Genomic DNA, 22,884 nt, shown 5'->3' on the forward strand with positions numbered 1-22,884 from the left:
ACCGCACAAACACGCGCGCCGCAGGCTTGGCAAATCCGACACACTCACGTACACACTGGTTCCGTGACCTCCACGCAAGCCCAGCAACACCTCGACACCGCACCACGCGCGGATAAACCGACTCCGCCGGTTCCCCACCGGGGTCACGGACGACTTTCGGAAGTGCCGCATATCGCGGGGTTGACGCTCGGTGTATTCGCGGCGCTGTGCTTCCTTTGGAGCCTCTCGCCGGGACTGCGTTTCCTGACCCAGGTGCCGCGCCGCTATATCGATACCTATTACTTCGACGCGCCGGACACGAACCTGATGTGGGCGCTGGTGGTCGGTCTGACGGCGGGCGCGATATCCAGCCGCAAACGGATCGCCTGGTGGTTGCTGACCGGTTACCTCGCGATCTACACGATCGTCAACGGCGTCACCTTCGCCGACCGGGGCAGTATCCACGCGCTGGTGGCGATGGTGCTGCATCTCGCCGTGATCGGTGTGCTCATCGCGGCATGGCCGGAGTTCTACACCAAGGTGCGCCGCGGCGCGGGGTGGAAGGCGCTCGGTGTGCTGGCGGGTGGCCTCGCGATCGGCGCGCTGCTCGGCTGGGGCCTGGTGGAATTGTTCCCGGGCAGTCTCCCGCGGGGTGTGCAGCGCCCGGGCTGGGCGATCTACCGCGTGACCGCGGCGGTGCTGGCGGACAACGAGCACTTCGACGGGCATCCGCCGCCGTTCGTGAATTTCCTGCTCGGCCTGTTCGGCGCCGTCGCGCTGCTGGCCGCGGTGGTGATCCTGCTGCGCTCGCAGCGGGCGGCGAACGCGATGACCGGCACCGACGAGTCGGCCATCCGCGGGTTGCTGGAGCGTTCGGACGTGGAGGATTCCCTCGGCTACTTCGCCACCCGCCGGGACAAGGCGGTGGTGTTCGCGCCCAGCGGCAAGGCGGCGGTGACCTACCGGGTGGAACTGGGTGTCTGCCTCGCCAGTGGGGATCCGATCGGGATCCGCGAGGCATGGCCGCAGGCGATCGATGCCTGGCTGCGCCAGGCCGATCAATTCGGGTGGGCTCCGGCGGTGATGGGCGCGAGCGAACTCGGTGCGACGGCGTACCGGCGGGCGGGACTTTCCGCGTTGCGCCTCGGCGACGAAGCCATCCTGGACACCAGGAACTTCTCACTGGCCGGGCCCGAGATGAAGCCGGTGCGGCAGGCCGCGAACCGGCTGCGCAAGCACGGCGTGGCGGTCCGTATCCGCAGGCACCGCGATATCCCCACCGAGGAATTCGCCCGGATCATCGCCCGCGCCGATGCCTGGCGCGACACCGAGACCGAGCGTGGGTTCTCCATGGCGCTGGGTCGGCTGGGCGATTCGCTGGACGGCGACTGCTTGCTGGTGGAGGCGGTCAACCCGCAGGAGCGGGTGCTCGGCATGCTGTCGCTGGTTCCGTGGGGCCGCACCGGTGTCTCGCTGGAGCTGATGCGCCGCGACCCCGGTGGCCCCAACGGTGTGATGGAGCTGATGATCTCGCAGCTCGCGCTGAATTCCGAGCAGCACGGCATCACCAAGGTGTCGCTGAACTTCGCGGTCTTCCGCTCGGTGTTCGAGGAGGGCGGCCGGATCGGGGCCGGTCCCGTACTGCGCTTGTGGCGCGGCGTGCTGCTGTTCTTCTCCCGCTGGTGGCAGCTCGAGGCGCTGTATCGCTCGAATGTGAAGTATCAGCCGTACTGGGTGCCCCGGTTCTTCCTGTTCGAGGAGCGCAGGCAGCTTCCGCGCGTCGCGATGGCCAGCGCGCTGGCGGAGGGCTTCCTGCCGCGGTTCGGCAAGGAGCCCGACACCGCGACGCACACCGGCGAGCACACGGCGGTTCCCGCCACGGTGACGGGCCTGCACGCGGACGGCAGCCCGCCGGACATCGCCGAGGTCGACGGTGCGGAGCAGCTTCCGCGCAGGCCCGAACAGGTCCGCGTGCGCATGGACAAGCTGGCGCGCCTGGCCGAATCCGGCATCGATCCCTACCCGGTGGCCTACCCGCCGACGCATACCGTCGCCGATGCGCGCCGCTCCCCGCGCGGCACCACGGTCCGGGTGTGCGGCAGGCTGCTGCGCATCCGCGACTACGGTGGCGTGATCTTCGCGGTGGTCCGGGACTGGACCGACGACATCCAGCTGGTCATCGATCGCGACCGGGTCGGCGCCGCACGCAGCGCCGAGTTCGGCGAGTTCTTCGATCTCGGCGATCTGATCGAGGTGAGCGGACAGATCGGTGCGAGCAGGCGCGGTGAGCTCTCGCTGCTCGCGGCGGACTGGCACATGCTCGGCAAGTGCCTGCACCCGTTGCCGGACAAGTGGAAAGGGCTGGCCGATCCCGAGGCCAGGGTGCGGCAGCGCTATGTGGACATGGCGATCAACACCGAGATCCGCGAGGTGCTGGCCAAGCGGAGCGCGGTGGTGCGCTCGCTGCGGGACTCCCTGAATTCCCTGGGTTACCTGGAAGTGGAGACGCCGATCCTGCAACAGGTGCACGGCGGCGCGAACGCCACGCCGTTCGTCACGCACATCAATGCCTACGACCTCGATCTGTACCTGCGGATCGCACCCGAGCTGTATCTGAAGCGGCTGTGCGTCGGCGGTATGGAGAAGGTGTTCGAGATCGGGCGGACCTTCCGCAACGAGGGCGTCGATTTCAGCCACAACCCCGAGTTCACCATTCTCGAGGCCTACGAGGCGCACAGCGACTACGAGCGCATGATGCACACCTGCCGAAGGCTGATCCAGAACGCCGCGATCGCGGCCAACGGCGCCATGGTGGCGTTGCGGCCCAACGGGAACGGGACCTTCGAGGAGGTGGACATCTCCGGCGAGTGGCGGGTGCGGACGGTGCACGGCGCGGTGTCGGAGGCGATCGAAGCCGAGATCACCCCCGAGACCGGGGTCGAGGAGTTGCGCGAACTGTGTGAGAAGGCGGGGGTGCCCTATCAGCACGGCTGGGACGCGGGCCAGGTGGTGCTGGAGATGTACGAGCACCTGGTCGAATCCCGTACCGAGGAGCCGACGTTCTACATCAACTTCCCGACTTCGGTGTCCCCGTTGACCAGGCAGCACCGCAGCATCGCCGGCGTCACCGAACGCTGGGACCTCGTCGCCTGGGGCGTCGAACTCGGCACCGCCTACAGCGAACTCACCGACCCGGTGGAGCAGCGCCGCAGGCTCACCGAGCAGTCGCTGCTCGCGGCCAACGGTGATCCCGAGGCGATGGAGCTGGATGAGGACTTCTTGCAGGCGCTCGAGCACGCCATGCCGCCGACCGGCGGGCTCGGCATGGGCGTGGACCGGATCGTCATGCTGATCACCGGACGCAGCATTCGCGAGACACTGCCGTTCCCCCTGGTGAAACCTCGCTGACCGGGGCTTCGTCGTGGAAGGGTCTCCTCGAGTGAATCGGGCCGCTACCCTTGGAGATTCGGCCCCGGGAGGAGGCCGCTACACCGTAAGGGGTTCGAATATGTACCTTGACCTGCTGACGAACGCGAGTTTGCTGGACCACACCGTATGGGCCAGCCCCGACACGTGGAACTCCGCGCTCGAGCTGGCCGCCAAAAAGAAGAAGAGCAGGGGCGGGGGCGGCCTGATCATCGGCGCGATCTGCTGCCTGCTGGTGGTCGCGCTGATCATCGGCGGCATCTACCTGCTGACCAAGCGCAAGAAGAACACCTAGCGGCAGACATCGACGGCCCGGCTCGCGCGAAGCGAACCGGGCCGTCGTTTCCCGCGCTGTCTACCGACCGGCTCAGAGTCGATCGATCTCGGTCAGATCGATGTCCATATCGAACGGCACGGTCAGCTTCAGGCGATCGTGGTGAATCCCTGTGAGCGCGTAGGTCTTCGTGGCCGGATCCAGTTCGTAGACGTAGACGACCGGGCGGCCGTCCGCGTTCTCGACTCGCCAGAAGTGAGCGATTCCCGCGCGGGCGTACAGCTGCGGTTTGCGCTCCCGATCGCGCGTGCGCGATTCGGCGGAGACGACCTCCACGGCGAGAACGACGTCATCGGCCCCATACGAGGTCAGTTCCGGACCGCCGTCGCGCTCGGCCTGGATGACGATCAGGCCCGGCTCCGGGCGCTGGTCCCGGCCGAGTGTCACGGTCATTTCCCGCCGCACCCGCAGGTGGTCCGGAGCCAGACGGCGCAGTCCGGAGTCGAACAGTGTGATCACCAGCATGTGGAACTTCGCCTGCGGGCTCACGAAGACAAGACTCCCGTCGACCAACTCGGTGTGCGGGGGAAGGTCTGGCAGGCGGTCGAGATCCTCGGCGACAAATCCGCCCGGCGGCGGGCGCAGCCACTGCGGAAACGGCTCGACATTCATGCTTCGAGTATGTCACCCCGAATGTGCCTGTCATCGAGACCACGGGCCGGATGAAGTGAGTCGTGGGCATGCGGCAGAGTGGGGCGGGTGCAGTTGATTCTCGTTCGCCACGCTCAGCCCGTCCGGATGTCGAGTTCGAGTGGGCCCGCCGATCCGGAGTTGGCCCCGGTCGGGGTGGAGCAAGCCGAGCGGGTGCCCGCGGCGCTCGGTCATCACCGGATCTCCCGTGTGGTGAGCAGCCCGCAGCGCCGGGCCAGGGAAACGGCGGCGCCGACCGCCGCGAAGCTGGGTCTCGGCGTCGACGTCATCGATGGACTCGCCGAATACGATCGCGATCTGCCCGCCTACATCCCCATCGAGGACGCCAAGGTCGAATTCCGCGACGCCTATGACCGGATCAAGGCCGGGCATCTTCCGGTGCAGGTCGACGGTGCGGCATTCAAGGCCAGGGTGCACGCCGCCGTCTCCGATGTCGTCGCGGCCACCGATCCGGCGGACACCGTGGTCGTGTTCGCGCACGGCGGTGTGATCAACGTGCTGCTGCAAGAGGTCCTCGGGCTGGAAAGGCCGCTGACCTTCCCCATCGATTACTGCTCGATCACCAGGATCCTGTTCTCCCGGACGGGACGCCGCACGGCCGCAACCGTCAACGAGAACGGGCACGTCTGGGATCTGTTGCCGCGCAATATCGGCCCGCGCTGACCATTCACAGCCGAGTGCCAGGCCGGTCGCATCGCTTTGCCAGTGACAAGATCTGAAATAGGACACGTGAGCCGCTCCGAACAGCGGCCCACGATCCGAAAGGAAGGAACTTCGTGTCGCTCTCCAAAACCGCTACGCCGCTGCGGCGTCTGGCCCGGGTCGCCGTGGCCGGCGCGCTGATCGCCGTCCCGCTCGCGGCCCTCGCGTCGACCGCGTCCGCCGAAACTCCGGCAGCCCCGGGCGTGGTACAGGTGGTGGACGCACCGCAGCAGGTAGCCGACCACGACGACTGGTCGCGCCAGTCCGCACATGACGAACGGCGTAACGACCCGGGCCATGGGCAGAACGACGGTCCGGGGCGCGGACCGGACAACGGGCCCGGCCACGGACCGGACAATGGACCTGGCCGCGGCCCGAACGACGGCCCACGGCAGGACAGCCCGCAGCAGCAGTTCATGCCGCCCACCGGGTCGAGCTAGCCCGACCGCCACATCGAGAAGGGCCCATCTCCGGGTTCGGAGTTGGGCCCTGTTGTGCGAGTGGACGGTGCTGCACACGGCGCTCGCCAGCGCGGCCGAGTTCGGGATCTAGTGCCCCGCAATATCACCCCGGCGCATTCACAGCCGATTGCCAGGCCTGTCGCACCGGTGTCCCAGTGACGGAATCTTCGATAGGACCGGTGAGCCGCTCCCGACAGTGGTTCACGGCTCGAGAGAAAGGAATTCCGTGTCGCTCTCCAAAACCGCTACGCCGCTGCGGCGTCTGGCCCGGGTCGCCGTGGCCGGTGCGCTGATCGCCGTCCCGCTCGCGGCCCTCGCGTCGACCGCGTCCGCCGAAACCCCCGCCGACCAGGGCCAGGTACAGCTGGTGGACGCGCCGCAGCAGGGCGCCGACGTCGATGGCGGGCCCCGTCGTTTCGAACGTCACGAACGGCATGACGGGCCGGGTCGTGGGCCGGACGACCGCCCCGGCTGTGGGCCGGACGGCGGCCCCGGGCCGGATGGCCCACGGCACTTCTACAAGTTCGAGCATGTCCTGCCGCCGACCGGCTCGAGCTAGTCGTTCCGCCCAACGAAAAGGCCCACCTCCGAGTTCGGAGGTGGGCCTTGGGTTTCAGCGGGGGCTCAGGCCATGCCCGCGATCCAGTTGTGCATCCAGGAGATGGCCGTCTGACCGCCGCCAACGGGGTAGCTGCCGTACAGGGTGTGGGACTGCGACTTGTAGAAGCGTTCCAGGTCCTTGGCCCGCTGCTGGGTGGCCGAGTCGGTCAGCTGCGCCTGCAGGACCGGGACACCGCCCGAGGACATCAGGTCGCCGAGGATGTTGCCCGCCTCGATCTGGTAGCGCCACATGTTGGCGGGGTTGGCGTCCGACGCCTGGGCGAGGAAACCGGCGAACCGCGTGACGAAGTCGTCGGTCGCGGTCGCGCAGTAGAGGTCGTCGAGCGCGCAGATGGTGCGGGTGCGATCGCTGACCCAGCCGAAGCCGCCGACCCGGGGGCCGCCCGCGCCCGCGCCAGGAGCGACGGGGCCGACCTGGACGTCGGTGGGCGACCGGCGCGGATCGGAGATCAGGCCGACACCGGCGACGCGATCGGCGGGCACGACGCTGAGGCCGGTGCCGATCTCGGCGGCAAGATCACCGGCGGCGTCCGCACCCTGGCTGTAGCCGACCAGCGCGATCTTGGTCGCGCCGCACCGCTGCGCCATGTTCGCGATCAGACCGCGCGCGTTGTCGACCGCCTCCTTCTTGGAGTTGCCGTAGATCTCACCTTCCCAAGGGAAGGCGGTCGCGGCGTAGGTCACGTAGTCGACTTCCGCGGAACCGGGCAGCCCCCGAGTGACGCCGGCGAGCATGCCGGGCTGCGGGGTCTTGTCCCGCCCGGTCTCCCAGGTACCCGGGATCGCCACCACGTACAGGCTCGGGCAACCGGGAGCGGCGCTCGCCGACCCACTGCCGAAAACCAAGCCGGACATCACGGTCGCGGACGCGCCCAGAGCCGCGACGACCTTCTTCCACTGCATACCGCTCCAAACCTCGCCCTCGTCGAACTTCCCGCCGAGTTGCCGCGTCAATGCTGACCTCACCGGATGTCGTTTCAGTGCACGCCGGGTGAACAACGATCACCCGACCGGTATGACGTGCACCCATATACCGCATCCCAAGATCAGCAGCACGCCGGAGATCACAATAAAGCCACGAACGCCGCAATGCCATTCGAACCTCGTAGTGTGTCGGATTTCCGATGCCTGCTCGGGCAGGAGCACAGGTGAGGCGTGGGCCGAAAGCGCATCGATCGCGAAAAGGCGCCTGTGGACGAGTTGTCCACAGGCGCCTTTGTTTCCGCTCCGGTAAGAGAGGGGTTCTAGCGCTGCGCCACCATGGTGGGGGTGATCGGCGCCGGGAGGGCGGTCTCGCCTTCCAGGTACCGGTCCACACCCGCGGCCGCGGCGCGGCCTTCGGCGATGGCCCAGACGATCAGCGACTGACCGCGGCCCATGTCACCGGCGACGAAGACGCCGGGAACATTGGTGGCCCAGTTCTTGTCGCGTTGCACGTTGCCGCGCTGGTCGTAGCCCACGCCGAGATCGGTGAGCAGGCCCGGCTTCTCGGGACCGACGAAGCCCATGGCCAGTAGCACCAGATCGGCCTCGAGGGTGAAGTCGGTGCCCTCCACCTTCTCGAAGCGACCGTTGACCATCTTGACCTCGTGGGCATCCAAGCCGGTCACCTTGCCGTCCGCGCCGACGAAGCGCTCGGTGTTCACCGAGAACACCCGCTCGCCGCCCTCCTCGTGCGCCGAGGAAACCCGGTACATCAGCGGATAGGTCGGCCACGGGGTCGACGCGGCCCGCTCCTCCGGCGGGCGCGGCATGATCTCGAACTGGTGCACGCTGGCCGCGCCCTGCCGGTGCGAGGTGCCGAGGCAGTCGGCGCCGGTGTCGCCACCGCCGATGATGACGACCTTCTTGCCCTTCGCGTGGATGGGCGGCAGGCCCTCGTCATCGGTGACGTCGTCGCCGTGCTGCACCCGGTTGGCCCACGGCAGGAACTCCATGGCCTGGTGGATGCCGTCCAGGTCGCGGCCCGGGATCGGCAGGTCGCGGGCCAGGGTGGCGCCACCGGCCAGCACGATCGCGTCGAACTTCTCACGCAGCTGCTCGGCCGTGATGTCGACGCCCACGTTCACGCCGGTCTTGAAGATGGTGCCCTCGGCCTCCATCTGCGCCATGCGGCGGTCGATGAAGCGCTTCTCCATCTTGAATTCCGGGATCCCGTAGCGCAGCAGACCACCGATGCGGTCGGCCCGCTCGAACACCGTCACGGTGTGTCCGGCGCGCGTCAGCTGCTGCGCGGCGGCCAGACCGGCCGGACCGGAACCGACGACGGCGACCTTCTTGCCGGTGAGGCGGGTCGGGTAGACCGGGGTCACCCAGCCCTCGTCGAAGGCGTTCTCGATGATCTCGACCTCGACCTGCTTGATCGTGACCGGATCCTGGTTGATGCCGAGCACGCAGGACGCCTCGCACGGCGCGGGGCACAACCGCCCGGTGAACTCCGGGAAGTTGTTGGTCGCGTGCAGCCGGTCGATGCCTTCCCGCCAACGGTCCTTGTAGACCAGGTCGTTCCACTCGGGGATCAGGTTTCCCAGCGGGCAACCGTTGTGGCAGAACGGGATACCGCAGTCCATGCACCGGCTGGCCTGGGTGCGCAGGGTCTCGTGGGAGAACTTCTCCTCGTAGACCTCTTTCCAGTCCATCAGGCGCAGCGGCACCGGCCGCCGCTTGGGCAGTTCGCGTGCGGTGTGCTTCAGAAAACCCTGGGGGTCAGCCACGTGCGGCCTCCATAATCGCCTCGTCCACGTCCTTGCCGCTCTTCTCAGCTTCGGAGATGGCGAGCAAAACCTTCTTGTATTCGCGCGGCATGACCTTCACGAAGTGGTTCACCTGCTGCGACCAATCGCTGAGAACGCGCTCGGCCACCGCGGAACCGGTCTGGTCACGGTGCTGGGTGATGATGTCGTGCAGCCAGGTGAAGTCGTCACCGGACAACTGCTCGACGGCGTCGGCCTGCTCGGGATTGAGCTTGGACGCGAAGGTGCCGTTCGGGTCGAACACGAACGCCACGCCGCCGGACATACCGGCGCCGAAGTTGCGTCCGGTCTCGCCCAGGATGACCACCCGGCCACCGGTCATGTACTCGCAGCCGTGGTCGCCCACGCCCTCGACCACCGCGGTGGCGCCGGAGTTGCGCACGGCGAACCGTTCGCCGACCACGCCGCGGAGGAACACCTGACCGCTGGTGGCGCCGAACAGGATCACGTTGCCCGCGATGATGTTCTGCTCCGAGACGAACTCGCCGGGCGCGTTCAGCGACGGGCGCACCACCAGGCGACCGCCGGAAAGGCCCTTGCCGACATAGTCGTTCGCGTCACCCTGCACGCGCAGCGTGATGCCCGCGGGCACGAAGGCGCCGAAGCTGTTGCCCGCCGACCCGGTGAACGTGATGTCGATGGTGTCGTCGGGCAGGCCCGCGCCGCCGTAGAGCTTGGTCACCTCGTGACCGAGCATGGTGCCGACGGTGCGGTTGACGTTCGTGATCTTGGTCTCGAACTTCACCGCCTGACCCCGCTCCAGCGCGTCGCGGCTCTGCACGATCAGCTGCTGGTCCAGCGCCTTGTCCAGGCCGTGGTCCTGGGACTTGGTGCAGCGGCGGTCCTGGTACATGAACGCCGTCTCGACGTCGTCGAGGATCGGCGACAGGTCCAGCTTGCTGGCCTTCCAGTGCTGCTTGGCCCGCGAGGTGTCGAGCAGGTCGACCCGGCCGATGGCTTCGTCCAGCGTGCGGAAGCCCAGCTGCGCCAGCAGCTCCCTGACCTCTTCGGCGATGAACAGGAAGAAGTTCTCGACGAACTCCGGCTTGCCGGTGAACCGCTCGCGCAGCACCGGGTTCTGCGTCGCGACGCCGACCGGGCAGGTGTCCAGGTGGCAGACGCGCATCATGATGCAGCCCGAGACCACCAGCGGCGCGGTGGCGAAGCCGTACTCCTCGGCGCCGAGCAGCGCGGCGATCATCACGTCGCGGCCGGTCTTCATCTGGCCGTCGACCTGTACGACGATGCGGTCGCGCAAGCCGTTGAGCAGCAGCGTCTGCTGGGTCTCCGCGAGGCCGAGCTCCCAGGGACCGCCCGCGTGCTTGAGCGAGGTCAGCGGGGACGCGCCGGTGCCGCCGTCGTGGCCGGAGATCAGCACGACGTCGGCGTGCGCCTTGGAGACGCCCGCCGCGACGGTGCCGACGCCCGGTTCGGCGACCAGCTTCACGTGGATGCGCGCCTGCGGGTTGGCGTTCTTCAAGTCGTGGATCAGCTGCGCCAGATCCTCGATCGAGTAGATGTCGTGGTGCGGCGGCGGCGAGATCAGGCCGACGCCCGGCGTCGAGTGCCGCACCTCGGCGACCCACGGGTACACCTTGTGCGCCGGGAGCTGGCCGCCCTCGCCCGGCTTCGCGCCCTGCGCCATCTTGATCTGGATGTCGGTGCAGTTGGTCAGGTAGTGCGCGGTCACGCCGAAGCGGCCGGAGGCCACCTGCTTGATCGCGCTGCGCCGCCAGTCGCCGTTCTCCTCCGGCTCGAAGCGCGACGGCGACTCGCCGCCCTCACCCGAGTTCGACCGGCCGCCGAGGCGGTTCATCGCGATCGCCAGGGTCTCGTGCGCCTCGGCCGAGATGGAGCCGTAGCTCATCGCGCCGGTGGAGAACCGCTTCACGATCTCCGAGGCGGGCTCGACCTCGTCGATCGAGATCGGGCTGCGCGCCTTGTGCTTGAACTTGAACAGACCGCGCAGCGACGCCAGCCGCTCGGACTGGTCGTCGACCAGCTTGGTGTACTCCTTGAAGATCGGGTACTGGCCGGACCGGGTGGCGTGCTGCAGCTTGAACACCGTGTCCGGGTTGAACAGGTGGTATTCGCCCTCACGCCGCCACTGGTACTCACCGCCGACCTCGAGCTCGCGGTGGGCGCGCTCGTTGCGGTTCTCCAGGAACGCGATCCGGTGCCGCTGCGCGACGTCCTCGGCGATCTCGTCGAGGCCGATGCCGTCCAGGTGCGAGCGCAGGCCGGTGAAGTACTCGTCCACCAGGTCCTGCGACAGGCCGATCACCTGGAAGAGCTGGGCGCCGTTGTAGGAGGCCAGCGTGGAGATGCCCATCTTGGACATCACCTTGAGCACACCCTTGCCCGCGGCCTTGTTGTAGTTCGCGACCGCCTTGCGGTAGTCGGCGGCCAGGTCGCCGGTGCTGCCCGGCAGCTCGAGGGCGCCGCGCTCGAGCATGTCCTCGATGGTCTCGAAGGCCATGTAGGGGTTGATCGCGGCCGCGCCGAAGCCGACCAGGGTGGCCATGTGGTGCACCTCGCGGGCGTCACCGGCCTCCACGACGAGGCCGACCTTGGTGCGGGTGCGCTCGCGCACCAGGTGGTGGTGCACCGAGGAGGTCAGCAGCAGCGACGGAATCGGCGCCAGCTTCTCGTTGGACTCGCGGTCGGACAGCACGATGATCCGGGCACCGCCATCGATGGCGGCCGACACCTGGGTGTTGATCGCCTCCAGCGCCTTGCGCAGGCCCTTGCCGCCCTTCTTGACGGGGTAGAGGCCGCGCACGACCACCGAGCGCAGTTCGGGGTGCGATCCGTCGTCGTTGATGTGCACGAGCTTGGCCAGCTCGTCGTTGTCCAGGATCGGCTGCTCGAGCGCGATCATGTTGCACGACTCCGGCCCCGGGTGCAGCAGGTCGGCCTCCGGGCCGATGTTGCGCTTGAGGCTGGTGACCACCTCTTCCCGGATCGCGTCGAGCGGCGGGTTGGTGACCTGCGCGAACAGCTGGGAGAAGTAGTCGAACAGCAGGCGCGGGCGGGCCGAAAGCACCGCGATCGGGGTGTCGGTGCCCATCGAGCCGAGCGCTTCGCCGCCGGTCTTGGCCATCGGCGAGATCAGCAGGTTGAGCTCCTCGGTGGTGTATCCGAAGATCTGCTGACGGATCAGCACGCGGTCGTGCGACATGTGCACGTGCGGGCGGTCGGGCAGGTCGGCGAGGCGGGACACGCCCGCGTCCAGCCACTCCTGGTACGGGTGCTCGGCGGCGAGCTGGGACTTGACCTCTTCGTCGCCGACGATGCGGCCCTGGGCGGTGTCGACCAGGAACATGCGGCCCGGCTGCAGGCGCGCCTTCCTGACCACCTTGGACGGGTCGATGTCCAGCACGCCGACCTCGGAGGCCATCACGACCAAGCCGTCGTCGGTCACCCAGATACGGCTCGGCCGCAGGCCGTTGCGGTCGAGCACGGCGCCGACGACGGTGCCGTCGGTGAAGCACACCGACGCGGGGCCGTCCCACGGCTCCATCAGCATCGAGTGGTACTCGTAGAAGGCCCGCTGCCGCGGGTCCATGGTGTCGTTGCGTTCCCAGGCCTCGGGAATCATCATCAGCACGGCGTGGGGCAAGCTGCGGCCGCCGAGATGCAGCAGTTCCAGCACCTCGTCGAACCGGGCGGTGTCGCTCGCCCCCGGGGTACAGATGGGGAAGATCTTCTCCAGCCGGTTCTTGCCCGCGGAGTCGACGCCGAAGACGTCGCTGCGCAGCAGCGCCTCCCGGGCGCGCATCCAGTTCTCGTTGCCGGTGACGGTGTTGATCTCACCGTTGTGCGCCACCCGGCGGAACGGGTGCGCCAGCGGCCAGGAGGGGAAGGTGTTGGTGGAGAACCGGGAGTGCACGATGCCCAGGGCGCTCTCCACCCGGGAGTCCTGCAGGTCCAGGTAGAACGCGCGCAGCTGCGGCGTGGTGAACATGCCCTTGTAGACGAAGGTCTGCCCGGACAGGCTCGGGAAGTAGACCGACTCCCTGCCGACCGCGCCCTCACCCGCACCGGCCGACCCCAGCTCACGCTCGACCCGCTTGCGCACCACGTAGGCGCGACGCTCCAGATCCATCTCCGACAGCGGATCGGAAGCGTTCTTCGGGGAGGCGATGAAGATCTGCCGGAAGCTCGGCATGGCGTCGCGGGCCAGCGCGCCGAGCGACGACTCGTCGATCGGCACCTCGCGCCAGCCGAGGACCTCGAGGCCCTCTTCCTTGACGATCTTCTCCACGCCGTAGGCGGCGCGCGCGGCTTCGCGGCGGGCCTGCGGCAGGAAGGCGATACCGGTGGCGTAGGAGCCCTCCGGCGGCAACTCGAAGTCCACGATGGCGCGGAAGAAGCGGTCCGGGACCTGGATCAGGATGCCCGCGCCGTCACCGCTGTTGGGCTCGGCGCCCGCGGCGCCACGGTGCTCCAGGTTCAACAGAGCCGTAATAGCCTTGTCGACGATGTCGCGGCTGCGGCGGCCGTGCATGTCGACGACGAATGCGACGCCGCAGGCGTCGTGCTCGTTCGCCGGGTCGTAGAGCCCGATGGGTCCAGGTGACCTGTGGCCAGGAAGTTGCGTCATGCCTCTGCCTTCAAGAAAGTCGGCCTTCGAAGAAAACGGCCTTTCGCCGAACGCCTCCGTACAAGACTGCGCCCGTACGTTCCGAAGCCAGCCGCGCTGATGGTCTTCGGCGTGCAGTCAGGTCTGCAGTTGTCTCTCCACCCGCTTCTGTGACGTAGTGGGTGCCCTTCGGTAACGGATCCCTAACAAGATCCTTACCTCCGAGCGGGTGCTCGCCCGCTACGCTGAGCACCTGGCTAGGGCTGCCCGAGCGGGCGAGGTAGCCGAACGTTCTGTGTTCGGCGTAAGAGCAAACGATAAGTCAGGTCCAGGGACCAACCAACTTAGGTTGTGCTAATAACCATGTTTAGCTGGGCTTCTGCATTTGGTCCTCCACGTGTGCGCGTCGTCCAGTGTAAAGCAGCGAGTGCCGTGCGATCGATCCCCATGGCACCCGGTGCCAGCTGGGGAAACCGGCGCGCGACACCGACCCGAGACTTTCCTCACAAAGCCCGGAAACCGCCCTCACCTGCGTCGAAGTGGATTTCCCCGCCGGGCGGCGCGGCAAACCAAGCGGCAGCGGCTAACTCGACGATCGGCCCGTTGAGATATTTCCGACACCGGCGTGACAAGCCATGAATGTGATCCGACCGTCCGGCCTCTTTTGTCCGCTGTGTCATTCAGCACATAACCAGCAAATGTCGGGAAGTGGTGTTGGACACATCTTTCCGCTGACGCGCCACAGAACCTGTGCGGCCCGGCCTACGACCGGCAGAGCGAGACGGCGGCCCGCACCAGCGCCGCGCGGTGCAGGGCGTCCCCGTTGCCCGTGGTGAACACCCCGAAGACGCTGCGCGCCAACCGTTCCGCGCAGTCCGGCGCGGTCAGCTCGGCGCGGTGCGTGTCGAGCTGGTCGAGGATCTCGACATTCACGCGGTCGATGACCGGGCGCACCGAGGAGAGCCCCGCGGGCGCGATGGGCGCGGCGGCCGGGTCGAAGCGCCACCGCAGCATCAGCCCGCGCTGCACCGTCTTGTTGGCCTCGATCTGGCCGAGGAAAACCTGCCGCACCCAGTCCTCCGGCAGGTCGCGACCATCGCCCAGGCGGGCCATCGCGTCGTAGACCTCCGCCTCCCTGGCCGGATCGTCGATCGCGGGCTCGATGCCGAGCTCGCCCGCGGCCACCCACTTCGCGGCGGCCACCGCGTCGGCGGTGTCCAAGCGCTCGACCACCAGGGCGACCAGCCGGTCCAAGGATCCGTCGGCCGAAGCGGCGCCCGCGCCGGCCGGCCACATCAGCAGTACCGCCGCCAGCAGCGTCCAACCGACTCGCGCACGTCGTGACCTCCTGGGATCGCCCGCATGGAAACGAATCACCGCGTCAGCGTAGGCGAGGTCACCCGGCCCGCCCGGCCCGCCGCGGACCTGGCTGTGAGCCTGGCCACATCCGGCCTCCCCTGCTCGCTGGGCACCCGCGGGGCCTGTCACGCTGTCACAACGAATCCGTGACAGTTTCGTCGCGCCCGCGAAAGCGCCTGGGACGTAGAGGATGTGCCTTCCGATGACCGTCACCGGCTTGTTCACCTGGCTCGGCGGGGGCCGGACCAGCGCGATCACCGATCGTCACGAGCGTGCCGGATACGCCGTCACCGGTGCTGTCGTGTTGTTGTTCGCCGGTATCTCCGGCGTGGTCGCCGCCCTGGCCGCGGCGTCCGCCTGGCCCTGGTGGGCAGCGACGGCGGTGGGCATCGTGGTCGGCGTGCTGACCGGCGCGCCGGCGCGTGCTCTGGCCACGGCGCGGCCGAGCGGAGGACCGGATCGGCTCGGATTGCTCGCGCGCATCGCGGTCGCCGTGCTGGCCGGTGGATTGCTCGCGGAACTGGCCGCGATCGTGCTGTTCAGCGGATCCGTCGACCGGGTGCTGGATGAGAAGGCGCAGCGCTCGCTCGATTCGGCGCCTCGGGTCGTCGCGGCGCAGGCGGAATTGGACCGGGCGAAGGCCGACCGGGCCGCGCTCGAACAGGCGATCGGCATGGCCCAGAACGATATCGATCACGCCCTCGTGATCGCCCGCTGCGAATTCAACCCGGCCCCCGAGTGCCCACGCACCAGGATCACCGGCGTGCCCGGTCGCGGGCCGGAGGCGCGGACGGCCGACGCCATGCTCGACGACGCCCGCAAGCAACTCGCCACCGCGCAGGCCCGGGTGGATGCCGCGGACCGCCGGATCGACGCCGACCGGGACGCCTTGGCGGCTGCGCGGACCGCCGCCTTCGACGACACCGACCGCGGACTCGGCGCGCGCTGGCAGGCGATGAACGACTACACCGTGCACAACGCGCTGCCGCTGCGCATTCTCACCATCGTGGCGTTCGTCGCACTCGCCCTGCTGCCACTTGTGCTGCGGTGGTGGCGTGGCGAGACTTCGTTCGACCGGCACAACGCCGCCCGCACGGTGCACGATCGCGCCGAGCGCGACGCCGACGCGGCGATCGCGGTCAAGCAGGCCGAAATGCGCACCGAGGCGGAGATCCTGCGTGCCGAGCAGCAGCTCACCGCCGCCCGTCTCGCCGTCGAGGCGGACACGGCCATCGACCGGGAGCGGCAGCGCACCCGCATCATCGCGGCCATCGGCGGCATCGAGATCGGCATCACGGAGCCGCCGCGCCACCCCGAACTTCCCGCCGCGGCGGAACACCGAAAGGACAGCGCCATGCCCGACGAGGTGACGCCGAACCTACCTGCGCCGGTGACCGTGCATTCGCCCGCCATCGCTGCCCCGCAGGCGGCGCCGCAGAGCGGCGGACTCGAACTGCCCCTGATCGGCACGGTGCCGTTCACCGATACCGCGGCGCGTCTCATCCGTCCGCTGGTCCCGTCGTTCGTCGCCAACGCGATCGACACGGCGACGCATCCGCTGCGCACCGCTCGGCAGGCGTTCGAGGAGGTCGAGGAGATCACGTTCACGCTGCGGCGCACCCGCAAGGTGACCATCGACGGCCAAGCCACGCATCCGCAGGCCGTCGGCTATCAGCCGCAGCCCGGCTCCCCCGAGATCGCGCACGCCCAGCATGTCGCCTCCACCGTCGTCGACGCGGTGCCCCGCTACTCCTCGCTTCCGCCGACCGGCGCCGCGGGCTACGGCCTGCCCACCGGCGCCCGGCGAGACGAACTGCCCGGTCGCCAATACCCCGAACTGCCGGAATCCGAACGGCGCGAACTGCCGCCCGGGCACTGACCGGTCCCGCCACCTGTGCCACGTCCTCGCCGCAAACAGCGGCGGGGTAGCCCGCGTCGGCACCGACACCTCTGACTACGCGTACCTCGGTGATCGTCGCCGTCTCGGCGCAGAGCTGTGCGGGTACGAGTTCGGTCGGACCGCATGCCCGGATGCCGGGTCGGCCCTGCGGCACGGCGCAACGCCTCGGCCTACGCTGCACCCATGCAACACAGGGAGGTGACGCTCGCCGCGGCGCCGTGGGGCTCGCCATTGCTCGGGTCCGCCGAGGAGTCGTCGGGGCTGCAGCGCATTCGCATTCAGTTGTTGCTCACCGTGCCCACCCTGTTGGGAAACCTGACGGGCATGGTGGTGTCGATCGTGCTGGTGGGCTTCGTCCTGCCGGGGCCGTCGGTGTTCACCCGGGATCTCCTGCTGCTGGACGTGCTCGCCGCACCGCTGTACGCGAGCTGCGCGCTGCTGCTCGGGCTGTGGTGGGGCACGACCCGGGGGCTGCGCGCGCTGCGGTGGGCCACCGATCCGCTGCACGTGCCCACCGAGGAGGAGCAGGCCGCGGCCACGGTGGTACCGCGCAGGCTGGTGCGTAACCAAGCGCTGCTGTGGTTCGGCGGCCTCGTCCTGCTGACCACCCTGTACGGCCTGGCCGAACCGCGGCTGATTCCGAAGGTGGCCTTCGGCATCGCGATCAGCGCCATCGTGGTGTGCGCGAACAGCTATCTGATCATCGAGTTCGCGCTGCGACCCGTCACCGCGCGGGTGCTGGAAGCCGCGGCTTCCGGTCGACGCCGCGGCATCGGCGTCTTCGGACGCTCACTGGTGGTGTGGGTGGTCGGATCGGGCGTTCCGGTGGCCGGGATGATGGTGCTCGCGGTGTCGGCGCTCGTGATGGACGACGTGTCCAAGGCTCGGCTGGCGGTCTGCGTGCTGTCCCTCGGCGGAGCGACCTTGATCTTCGGCCTGCTGCTGATGACGCAGACACTGGCCGCGACCGTCGCCCCGATCCTCGGGGTGCGCCGCGCGATGCGCCAGGTGGAGGACGGCGATCTCGCTGTCGCGCTGGCGGTCTACGACGGCACCGAGCTCGGCGAGCTGCAGAGCGGTTTCAACCACATGGTGGAGGGCCTGCGGGAACGCGAGCAGATCAGGGACCTGTTCGGCAGGCATGTCGGGCGAGAGGTCGCCGCGGCCGCGCTGGCGGGCGATCCGACGCTCGGTGGCGTGGAGACCGACGCCGCGGCCCTGTTCATCGATATCGTCGGCTCCACGACGATGGCCGCGACCATCCCAGCGCCGGAGATGGTCGCCCTGCTCAACCGGTTCTTCGCCATCGTGGTGGACGAGGTGGAGCGCCACGGCGGGCTGGTCAACAAGTTCGAGGGAGACGCCGCGCTCGCCGTCTTCGGCACGCCCGCGCCGCTGGCCGATGCCGCGGGCGCGGCGCTGGCCACCGCCCGCGCGATCCGAGCCCGGCTCGACGCCGACGCGGCCGATTTCGTCGCCGCCATCGGCGTGGCCGCGGGCCGGGTGGTGGCGGGCAATGTCGGCGCTCATCAGCGCTACGAGTTCACCGTCATCGGCGACGCGGTCAACGAGGCCGCGCGCCTGTGCGAGCTGGCCAAGCAGCAGGGTCTGCTGCTCGCCTCCGGTGCCACCGTCGCGGCGGCTGCCGAGGCCGAGACCGGGCAGTGGCAGCTCGGCGAATCCGTCACTCTCCGCGGCCGCCTCACACCGACCCGGCTCGCGCGTCCCGCCTGAAGTCGGCGGGACGCCCGCTCGACCTTCGCTGCGGCGCTCGCGCACGGGTGGACGTCCGCTGCGCCGAGCCCGCGGAACGGTGCGACCGGATCGGCCGGTCCCGATCGCGTGCGACCGGCGCGAATCGCAACGTCGACCGGCCCGGCGCCGGAGGAACGAGCCCCGGCCCGCGCTTGACCGCCCCCGCTCGGAAGCGCCCTGACCGGCGATCACATCCGCGCACCGCGCAACCGGAACGCCACCAGCGCGGCTGCCAGCAGGATCGAGGTGGTGCCGATCGCCGCGAAGTGGATGCCGGAGACGAACGAATCGTGCACCGAGGCGAGGAACGCGTTTCCGGCGGCCTCCGGCAGCTCACGGGCGAAAGCCGTGGCCGCGCCGAGGGATTCCGAGGCGGCGTCCGCCTGATCATCCGGCACGTGGCTCAGGTCGAGGCCGTCGCGGAAGATCGCCATGACCACGCTGCCGAGTATCGCGACGCCCAGCGCGATACCGGTCTCGTAGGCGGTCTCCGACACCGCGGCGGCCGCGCCCGCGCGCTCCGCGGGCGCCGAGCCGACCACCAGGTCCGACGACACGGTCAGCGCGACGCCGACACCTGCCCCCACGAACAGGAAGCCGAGCACGAACGGCGTCGTGCTGGTGGCCGCCTCGGAGCCCAGCCCTCCGAACAGCGCCGCGCCCACCGCCGCGGTGATCAGCGCGCCGCCCAGCACGGTGCCCGGCCGCAGCCGCCGCACCAACCAGGCCGCGGCGAGCGAGGCGACCATCCCGGCCAGCAGGCCCGGCAACAGCAGCAAGCCCGCCTGCATCGGCGAGCGTCCGAGCACCAACTGGAGGTACTGCGAGCCGAAGAACAGCACACCGGCCAGCGCGAACACCGCGAGCAGGTTGGTCACCACCGCCGTACGGAAGGTGGGCAGCGCGAACAGCGCCAGGTCGAGCATCGGCCGCGCGAGCCGTCGCTGCCTGCGCACGAACCCCGCACCCGCGAGCACACCGAGCGCGCCGACCAGGACCGGGCGCATACCCGGACCGTGCGCCGCGACCTCCTTGACCGCGTACACCACGGGCACCAGGGTGAGCATCGACAGCACGGCGCTGGGCAGGTCGAAGCGGCCGGGCTTCGGATCGCGCGACTCCGGGATCAGCACCGGCCCCAGCCCGATCAGGACCAGCATGACCGGCAGGTTCACCAGGAACACCGAACCCCACCAGTAGTGCTCGAGCAGCCAGCCGCCCAGCAGCGGTCCCGCCGCGGCGCCACCGCCCGCCATCGCGCTCCACACCGCGATCGCGACCGTGCGCTGCCGCGGATCGAGGAACATCGACCTGATCAGCGCCAGCGTCGCGGGCATCAGCGTCGCACCGGCGACGCCTTGCAGCACCCGCGCCGCGATGAGCATCTCCGGCGTCGGCGCCCACGCCGCGAGCACGGAGGCGATCCCGAACCCGGCCGCGCCGAGCAGCAGCAGCCTGCGCCGCCCGATCCGGTCCCCCAGGTTCCCCATGACGACGAGCAACCCGGCCAACACGAACGAGTACACGTCGATGATCCACAGCAGCTGCGGCGTGGTCGGGGCGAGATCGGCGCTGATCGCGGGTACGGCCAGGTCCAGCACGGTCGCGTCGACGGCGAGCAGTAGCAGGGCGAGCGCGAGCACGGACAATCCGGCCCACTCGCGCGCTCCGGCGCGAGGTGGCGTGGTGGCCGATCGTCCGGTGGGCCGCGCGGTCTGGGTGTTCATGACTTTCTCGACTTCCGTCGTCCATTTTCTAACCGTCCAGACGGTATAGTAACCGATCAACCGTCCGGACGGTATAGTCGAGCCCGTGACCGCTGACACCCGCGACCGCATCCTGGACGCGCTCGAGACCTTGTTGCTGGAAAAGGGCATGTCGCAAGTGACATTGGAGAACGTGGCGGCCACCGCGGGCGTCTCCAAAGGCGGCTTGCTCTATCACTTCAAGAGCAAGGACGCGCTGCTCGCGGGCCTGGTCCGCAGGCTGGCCGACCGTGCGGGCAAGCAGCTGGACGGCGCGGTCGCCAGAGGCGGCTCGGTAGCCGAGTGGTACCTACAGACACCGAACCCGGACGACGCGGCGGAAGCGGTGGAACTGGAGCTCTATCGGTCCATGCTCGCGACCATGCGCACGATCGACGCCACACCGGAGCCCGACGAGGTGCAGCAGGCGCTGGTCGAGATGATGAACGCCTGGTCGGACGGTCTGGACGCGGAGGTCGCCGACCCGGTACAGGCCGACCTCATCCGGCTCGTGGGCGACGGCGTGTACCTGCGCGCGCTGCTCGGCCTTCCGCCCATCGATCCGGTTCGCTACCGGCACGTGGTGGACCGCTTACTGCGCCGCTGACGGCTAGACTCGGCCCGTGCTGCCAGCCGCCGAACCGGCCGGCGCCGTCGGGGCGGGAACAGATCCGGTACCGGGGTCTCCTGGAACGACGGTGCCGATCCGACCGCTGAGTTTCCGTGAACTGCTCGATGCGCCGTTCGCGCTGATCCAGGCGAACATCCGCGCCATCGCCGGTTTGAGTGTGCCGGGCTTGCTCCTGGCCGAGGCCGTAGTCGTCGCGGTGACCGCGGGCGTCTCCGGGCTGACCGGCGGTTCCGACGCGGGCACCGCCTGGGCGGCGATCGGGTCCACCGCGGCCTGTGCCTGGTTGCTGCGGTTCGGGTTACGCGGCACGACCGTGGCCCTTGGGCTCGCGACCGTCGGTGGCGCGCCGATCGGCCGCAGGGCCGCGTTGCGCCGATTCGGTGCGACACTCGGCCCACTGCTGGTGTTCCAGCTGTTGTTCACGCTGGTGGGCGTCGGCGTGCTCGCGGTGAGTGGCTTGCCCATCGTGACGCTGCCCCTCGCGGTGCTCTGGCTGGGCTGGCTGCGCGCCCGCCGCTGGGTCGCGGTGCCGGTGCTGTTCGTGGAGCGCACCTCGCACCGCGACGGAATCGCCCGCGCCAAGCTGCTCGCCGAAGGCGCCGAGTGGCCGACCGTCGGGCTCTGGATCGCGCAACGCGTCCTGTTCGGGCTGCTGGCGATCCCGTTGCTGGCCATTCCCCTGTACGTCTCGGACTTCTCCGGCACGCACCGGTGGCCGGTGATCGTGCTGACCACGTCGGCGGTGCTGCTGCTGACGGCCTTCGGCGAAGTGGTCGAGGCGTCGTCGCGGGTGGTGTGCTACCTCGATCGCCGGTGCCGCAGGGAGGGATTGGACATTCGCATTCCTCGGCAGGAGACGCGATGAGCGATCCGACACCGCCGGAGATCCCGTCGGCTCGGCATCCGGGTGAGGTCCGGCTGACCAAAGGTGCCCACGCGACCAACGACCCGGCGCCCGGCGCGCCACGGCTCGGGGCCGCCGCCGATCATCGGGCCGCCGCCGAATCCGCCGCGCAGCACCGCGATTTCGACCGTGCTTTGCGGGAACGTTTCCGTGCCGTGCTGCGCGGCCTGGAACAGGGCGGTGTGCTGGAGGTCCGGCGCTCGCGCACCGCGCGGGAAACCGCCGACGACGTGACGACCGCGTTGCCGCTCGAGGTCGCCACCGAGATCCGGCCCGCCGCACACAGTTTCGACGAGGTGGTCTACGGCGGACGCCGCGCCACCGAAGACGAATACCGCAGGCTGGAATACGCCGACCGGTTCTCCGCCGCCGCGCCGCCACCCGCGCCGGAACCGGTCGAGATCGAGGCGGTCGAGAAGGCGCCGCGCACCAGGCGCAGGCTTCCCCCGCTGCCCGATCTTCTGCGCGACCCGCGGTTCTGGGCGGCGCTCGCCGCGACGGCCGCGTTACTGCTGCTGGTCTACGGCGCGCTGCAGTCCTGCGGTGCGCCCACCGCGCCCACCCCGCCGCCGCCGCAGCCACCACCGGATCTGCCCGATGTCCCTCCGCCCAGCCGCCCCGGCTTCGGGGCGGGCGACGACCCGATCTGGGACCGGCTGCCCGCACCGGTCTTCTACGGCGGCGTGCAGTTCCTGATCGCCGCCGCACTGGTGGTGTGGTGGCGGGCCCGCAGGCGGGGCGCACTGGTGCGCGAGCCCCGTCCGGTCGAGGTGGCGGCGAACGAACTGCTCGCCGGCCACGCCGCCCTCTACCGCCGCTCGAAAGACCACGACCACGTCGCCGGGAAGCTGCGGGCGGCCACGCTGCGCCGCATCCGCGCCCCGCTCGGCATCGCGGCCGACACCCCGCCGGACCGCGTCGTCGCCGTGGTCGCCGCGCGCGTCGGAGCCCACCCCGCCCAGATCGGGGCCGCCTTGTTCGGCCCGGTGCCCGACCCGGGGACCCTGCGGGTGGTCGCCGCTCAGCTCGAATGGATCGAATCGGAGGTCGGATGAGACGCCTTCGTCCAATCCTCGCC

Annotated in this window: 16 protein-coding genes; 10 read left to right on the plus strand and 6 right to left on the minus strand. The window is 69.4% G+C overall.

Going from position 1 to position 22,884, the window contains the following annotated elements; genetic code table 11:
• The first annotated feature begins 63 nt into the window (after positions 1-63).
• Both lysX and ACGF7Y_RS09680 read left to right on the plus strand, forming a co-directional pair.
• Positions 64-3,387, plus strand: coding sequence for a bifunctional lysylphosphatidylglycerol synthetase/lysine--tRNA ligase LysX (lysX, locus tag ACGF7Y_RS09675; RefSeq protein WP_393231472.1), 3,324 nt, complete (start codon positions 64-66; stop codon positions 3,385-3,387).
• A 100-nt stretch (positions 3,388-3,487) separates the two neighbouring features.
• Positions 3,488-3,700 (plus strand): hypothetical protein, encoded by a 213-nt coding sequence (locus tag ACGF7Y_RS09680; protein WP_062967019.1) that lies wholly within the window; start codon positions 3,488-3,490, stop codon positions 3,698-3,700.
• Positions 3,701-3,772: 72 nt separating this feature from the next.
• On the opposite strand, the gene ACGF7Y_RS09685 is transcribed toward ACGF7Y_RS09680, so the two are convergent.
• Positions 3,773-4,351, minus strand: a complete 579-nt coding sequence (locus ACGF7Y_RS09685; RefSeq protein ID WP_393231475.1) for a Uma2 family endonuclease — start codon at positions 4,349-4,351, stop codon at positions 3,773-3,775.
• A gap of 87 nt (positions 4,352-4,438) precedes the next feature.
• On the opposite strand from ACGF7Y_RS09685, the gene ACGF7Y_RS09690 reads away from it, so the two are divergent.
• From ACGF7Y_RS09690 to ACGF7Y_RS09700, 3 genes are all read left to right on the plus strand, one after another.
• Complete coding sequence (locus tag ACGF7Y_RS09690; RefSeq protein WP_393231478.1) at positions 4,439-5,053, plus strand: histidine phosphatase family protein; 615 nt, start codon at positions 4,439-4,441, stop codon at positions 5,051-5,053.
• Between the two features lie 113 nt (positions 5,054-5,166).
• Positions 5,167-5,532, plus strand: coding sequence for a hypothetical protein (locus tag ACGF7Y_RS09695; RefSeq protein WP_393231481.1), 366 nt, complete (start codon positions 5,167-5,169; stop codon positions 5,530-5,532).
• Positions 5,533-5,779: 247 nt separating this feature from the next.
• Positions 5,780-6,112, plus strand: a complete 333-nt coding sequence (locus ACGF7Y_RS09700; RefSeq protein ID WP_393231484.1) for a hypothetical protein — start codon at positions 5,780-5,782, stop codon at positions 6,110-6,112.
• Between the two features lie 65 nt (positions 6,113-6,177).
• On the opposite strand, the gene ACGF7Y_RS09705 is transcribed toward ACGF7Y_RS09700, so the two are convergent.
• The 4 genes from ACGF7Y_RS09705 to aroQ form a co-directional block, all read right to left on the minus strand.
• Complete coding sequence (locus ACGF7Y_RS09705; protein ID WP_393233098.1) at positions 6,178-7,077, minus strand: cutinase family protein; 900 nt, start codon at positions 7,075-7,077, stop codon at positions 6,178-6,180.
• A gap of 341 nt (positions 7,078-7,418) precedes the next feature.
• Entirely contained in the window at positions 7,419-8,888 is a 1,470-nt protein-coding gene (locus ACGF7Y_RS09710; RefSeq protein WP_357040828.1) for a glutamate synthase subunit beta, read from the minus strand.
• A complete protein-coding gene (gltB, locus tag ACGF7Y_RS09715; protein WP_393231487.1) occupies positions 8,881-13,533 on the minus strand; it encodes a glutamate synthase large subunit in 4,653 nt (1,550 codons plus the stop codon). The genes ACGF7Y_RS09710 and gltB overlap by 8 nt, the downstream gene beginning before the upstream one ends.
• A 741-nt stretch (positions 13,534-14,274) precedes the next feature.
• Positions 14,275-14,889, minus strand: coding sequence for a gamma subclass chorismate mutase AroQ (gene aroQ, locus ACGF7Y_RS09720; protein WP_393231489.1), 615 nt, complete (start codon positions 14,887-14,889; stop codon positions 14,275-14,277).
• Between the two features lie 184 nt (positions 14,890-15,073).
• On the opposite strand from aroQ, the gene ACGF7Y_RS09725 reads away from it, so the two are divergent.
• Positions 15,074-16,750 carry a DUF4407 domain-containing protein gene (locus tag ACGF7Y_RS09725; protein WP_393231491.1) on the plus strand — a complete coding sequence of 559 codons (1,677 nt, stop codon included), beginning with the start codon at positions 15,074-15,076 and terminating at the stop codon, positions 16,748-16,750.
• Between the two features lie 204 nt (positions 16,751-16,954).
• Entirely contained in the window at positions 16,955-18,505 is a 1,551-nt protein-coding gene (locus ACGF7Y_RS09730; RefSeq protein WP_393231494.1) for an adenylate/guanylate cyclase domain-containing protein, read from the plus strand.
• Positions 18,506-18,714: 209 nt separating this feature from the next.
• Here the strand turns inward: ACGF7Y_RS09730 and ACGF7Y_RS09735 are convergent, their stop codons facing one another.
• Positions 18,715-20,253, minus strand: a complete 1,539-nt coding sequence (locus tag ACGF7Y_RS09735; RefSeq protein ID WP_393231497.1) for an MFS transporter — start codon at positions 20,251-20,253, stop codon at positions 18,715-18,717.
• An 85-nt stretch (positions 20,254-20,338) separates the two neighbouring features.
• Between ACGF7Y_RS09735 and ACGF7Y_RS09740 the strand changes: the two genes are divergently transcribed.
• From ACGF7Y_RS09740 to ACGF7Y_RS09750, 3 genes are read left to right on the plus strand one after another with little or no spacing between them, the layout of a single operon-like run.
• On the plus strand, positions 20,339-20,878 hold the full coding sequence (locus ACGF7Y_RS09740; RefSeq protein ID WP_391461017.1) for a TetR/AcrR family transcriptional regulator: 540 nt from the start codon (positions 20,339-20,341) through the stop codon (positions 20,876-20,878).
• A 16-nt stretch (positions 20,879-20,894) separates the two neighbouring features.
• Positions 20,895-21,767: a hypothetical protein gene (locus tag ACGF7Y_RS09745; protein ID WP_393231499.1), complete on the plus strand. Its 873-nt coding sequence runs from the start codon at positions 20,895-20,897 to the stop codon at positions 21,765-21,767.
• Positions 21,764-22,861, plus strand: a complete 1,098-nt coding sequence (locus ACGF7Y_RS09750; RefSeq protein WP_393231502.1) for a DUF4129 domain-containing protein — start codon at positions 21,764-21,766, stop codon at positions 22,859-22,861. The genes ACGF7Y_RS09745 and ACGF7Y_RS09750 overlap by 4 nt, the downstream gene beginning before the upstream one ends.
• Positions 22,862-22,884: the final 23 nt, after the last annotated feature.

This window comes from Nocardia sp. NPDC047654 (assembly GCF_043205035.1).
Lineage (GTDB): Bacteria > Actinomycetota > Actinomycetes > Mycobacteriales > Mycobacteriaceae > Nocardia.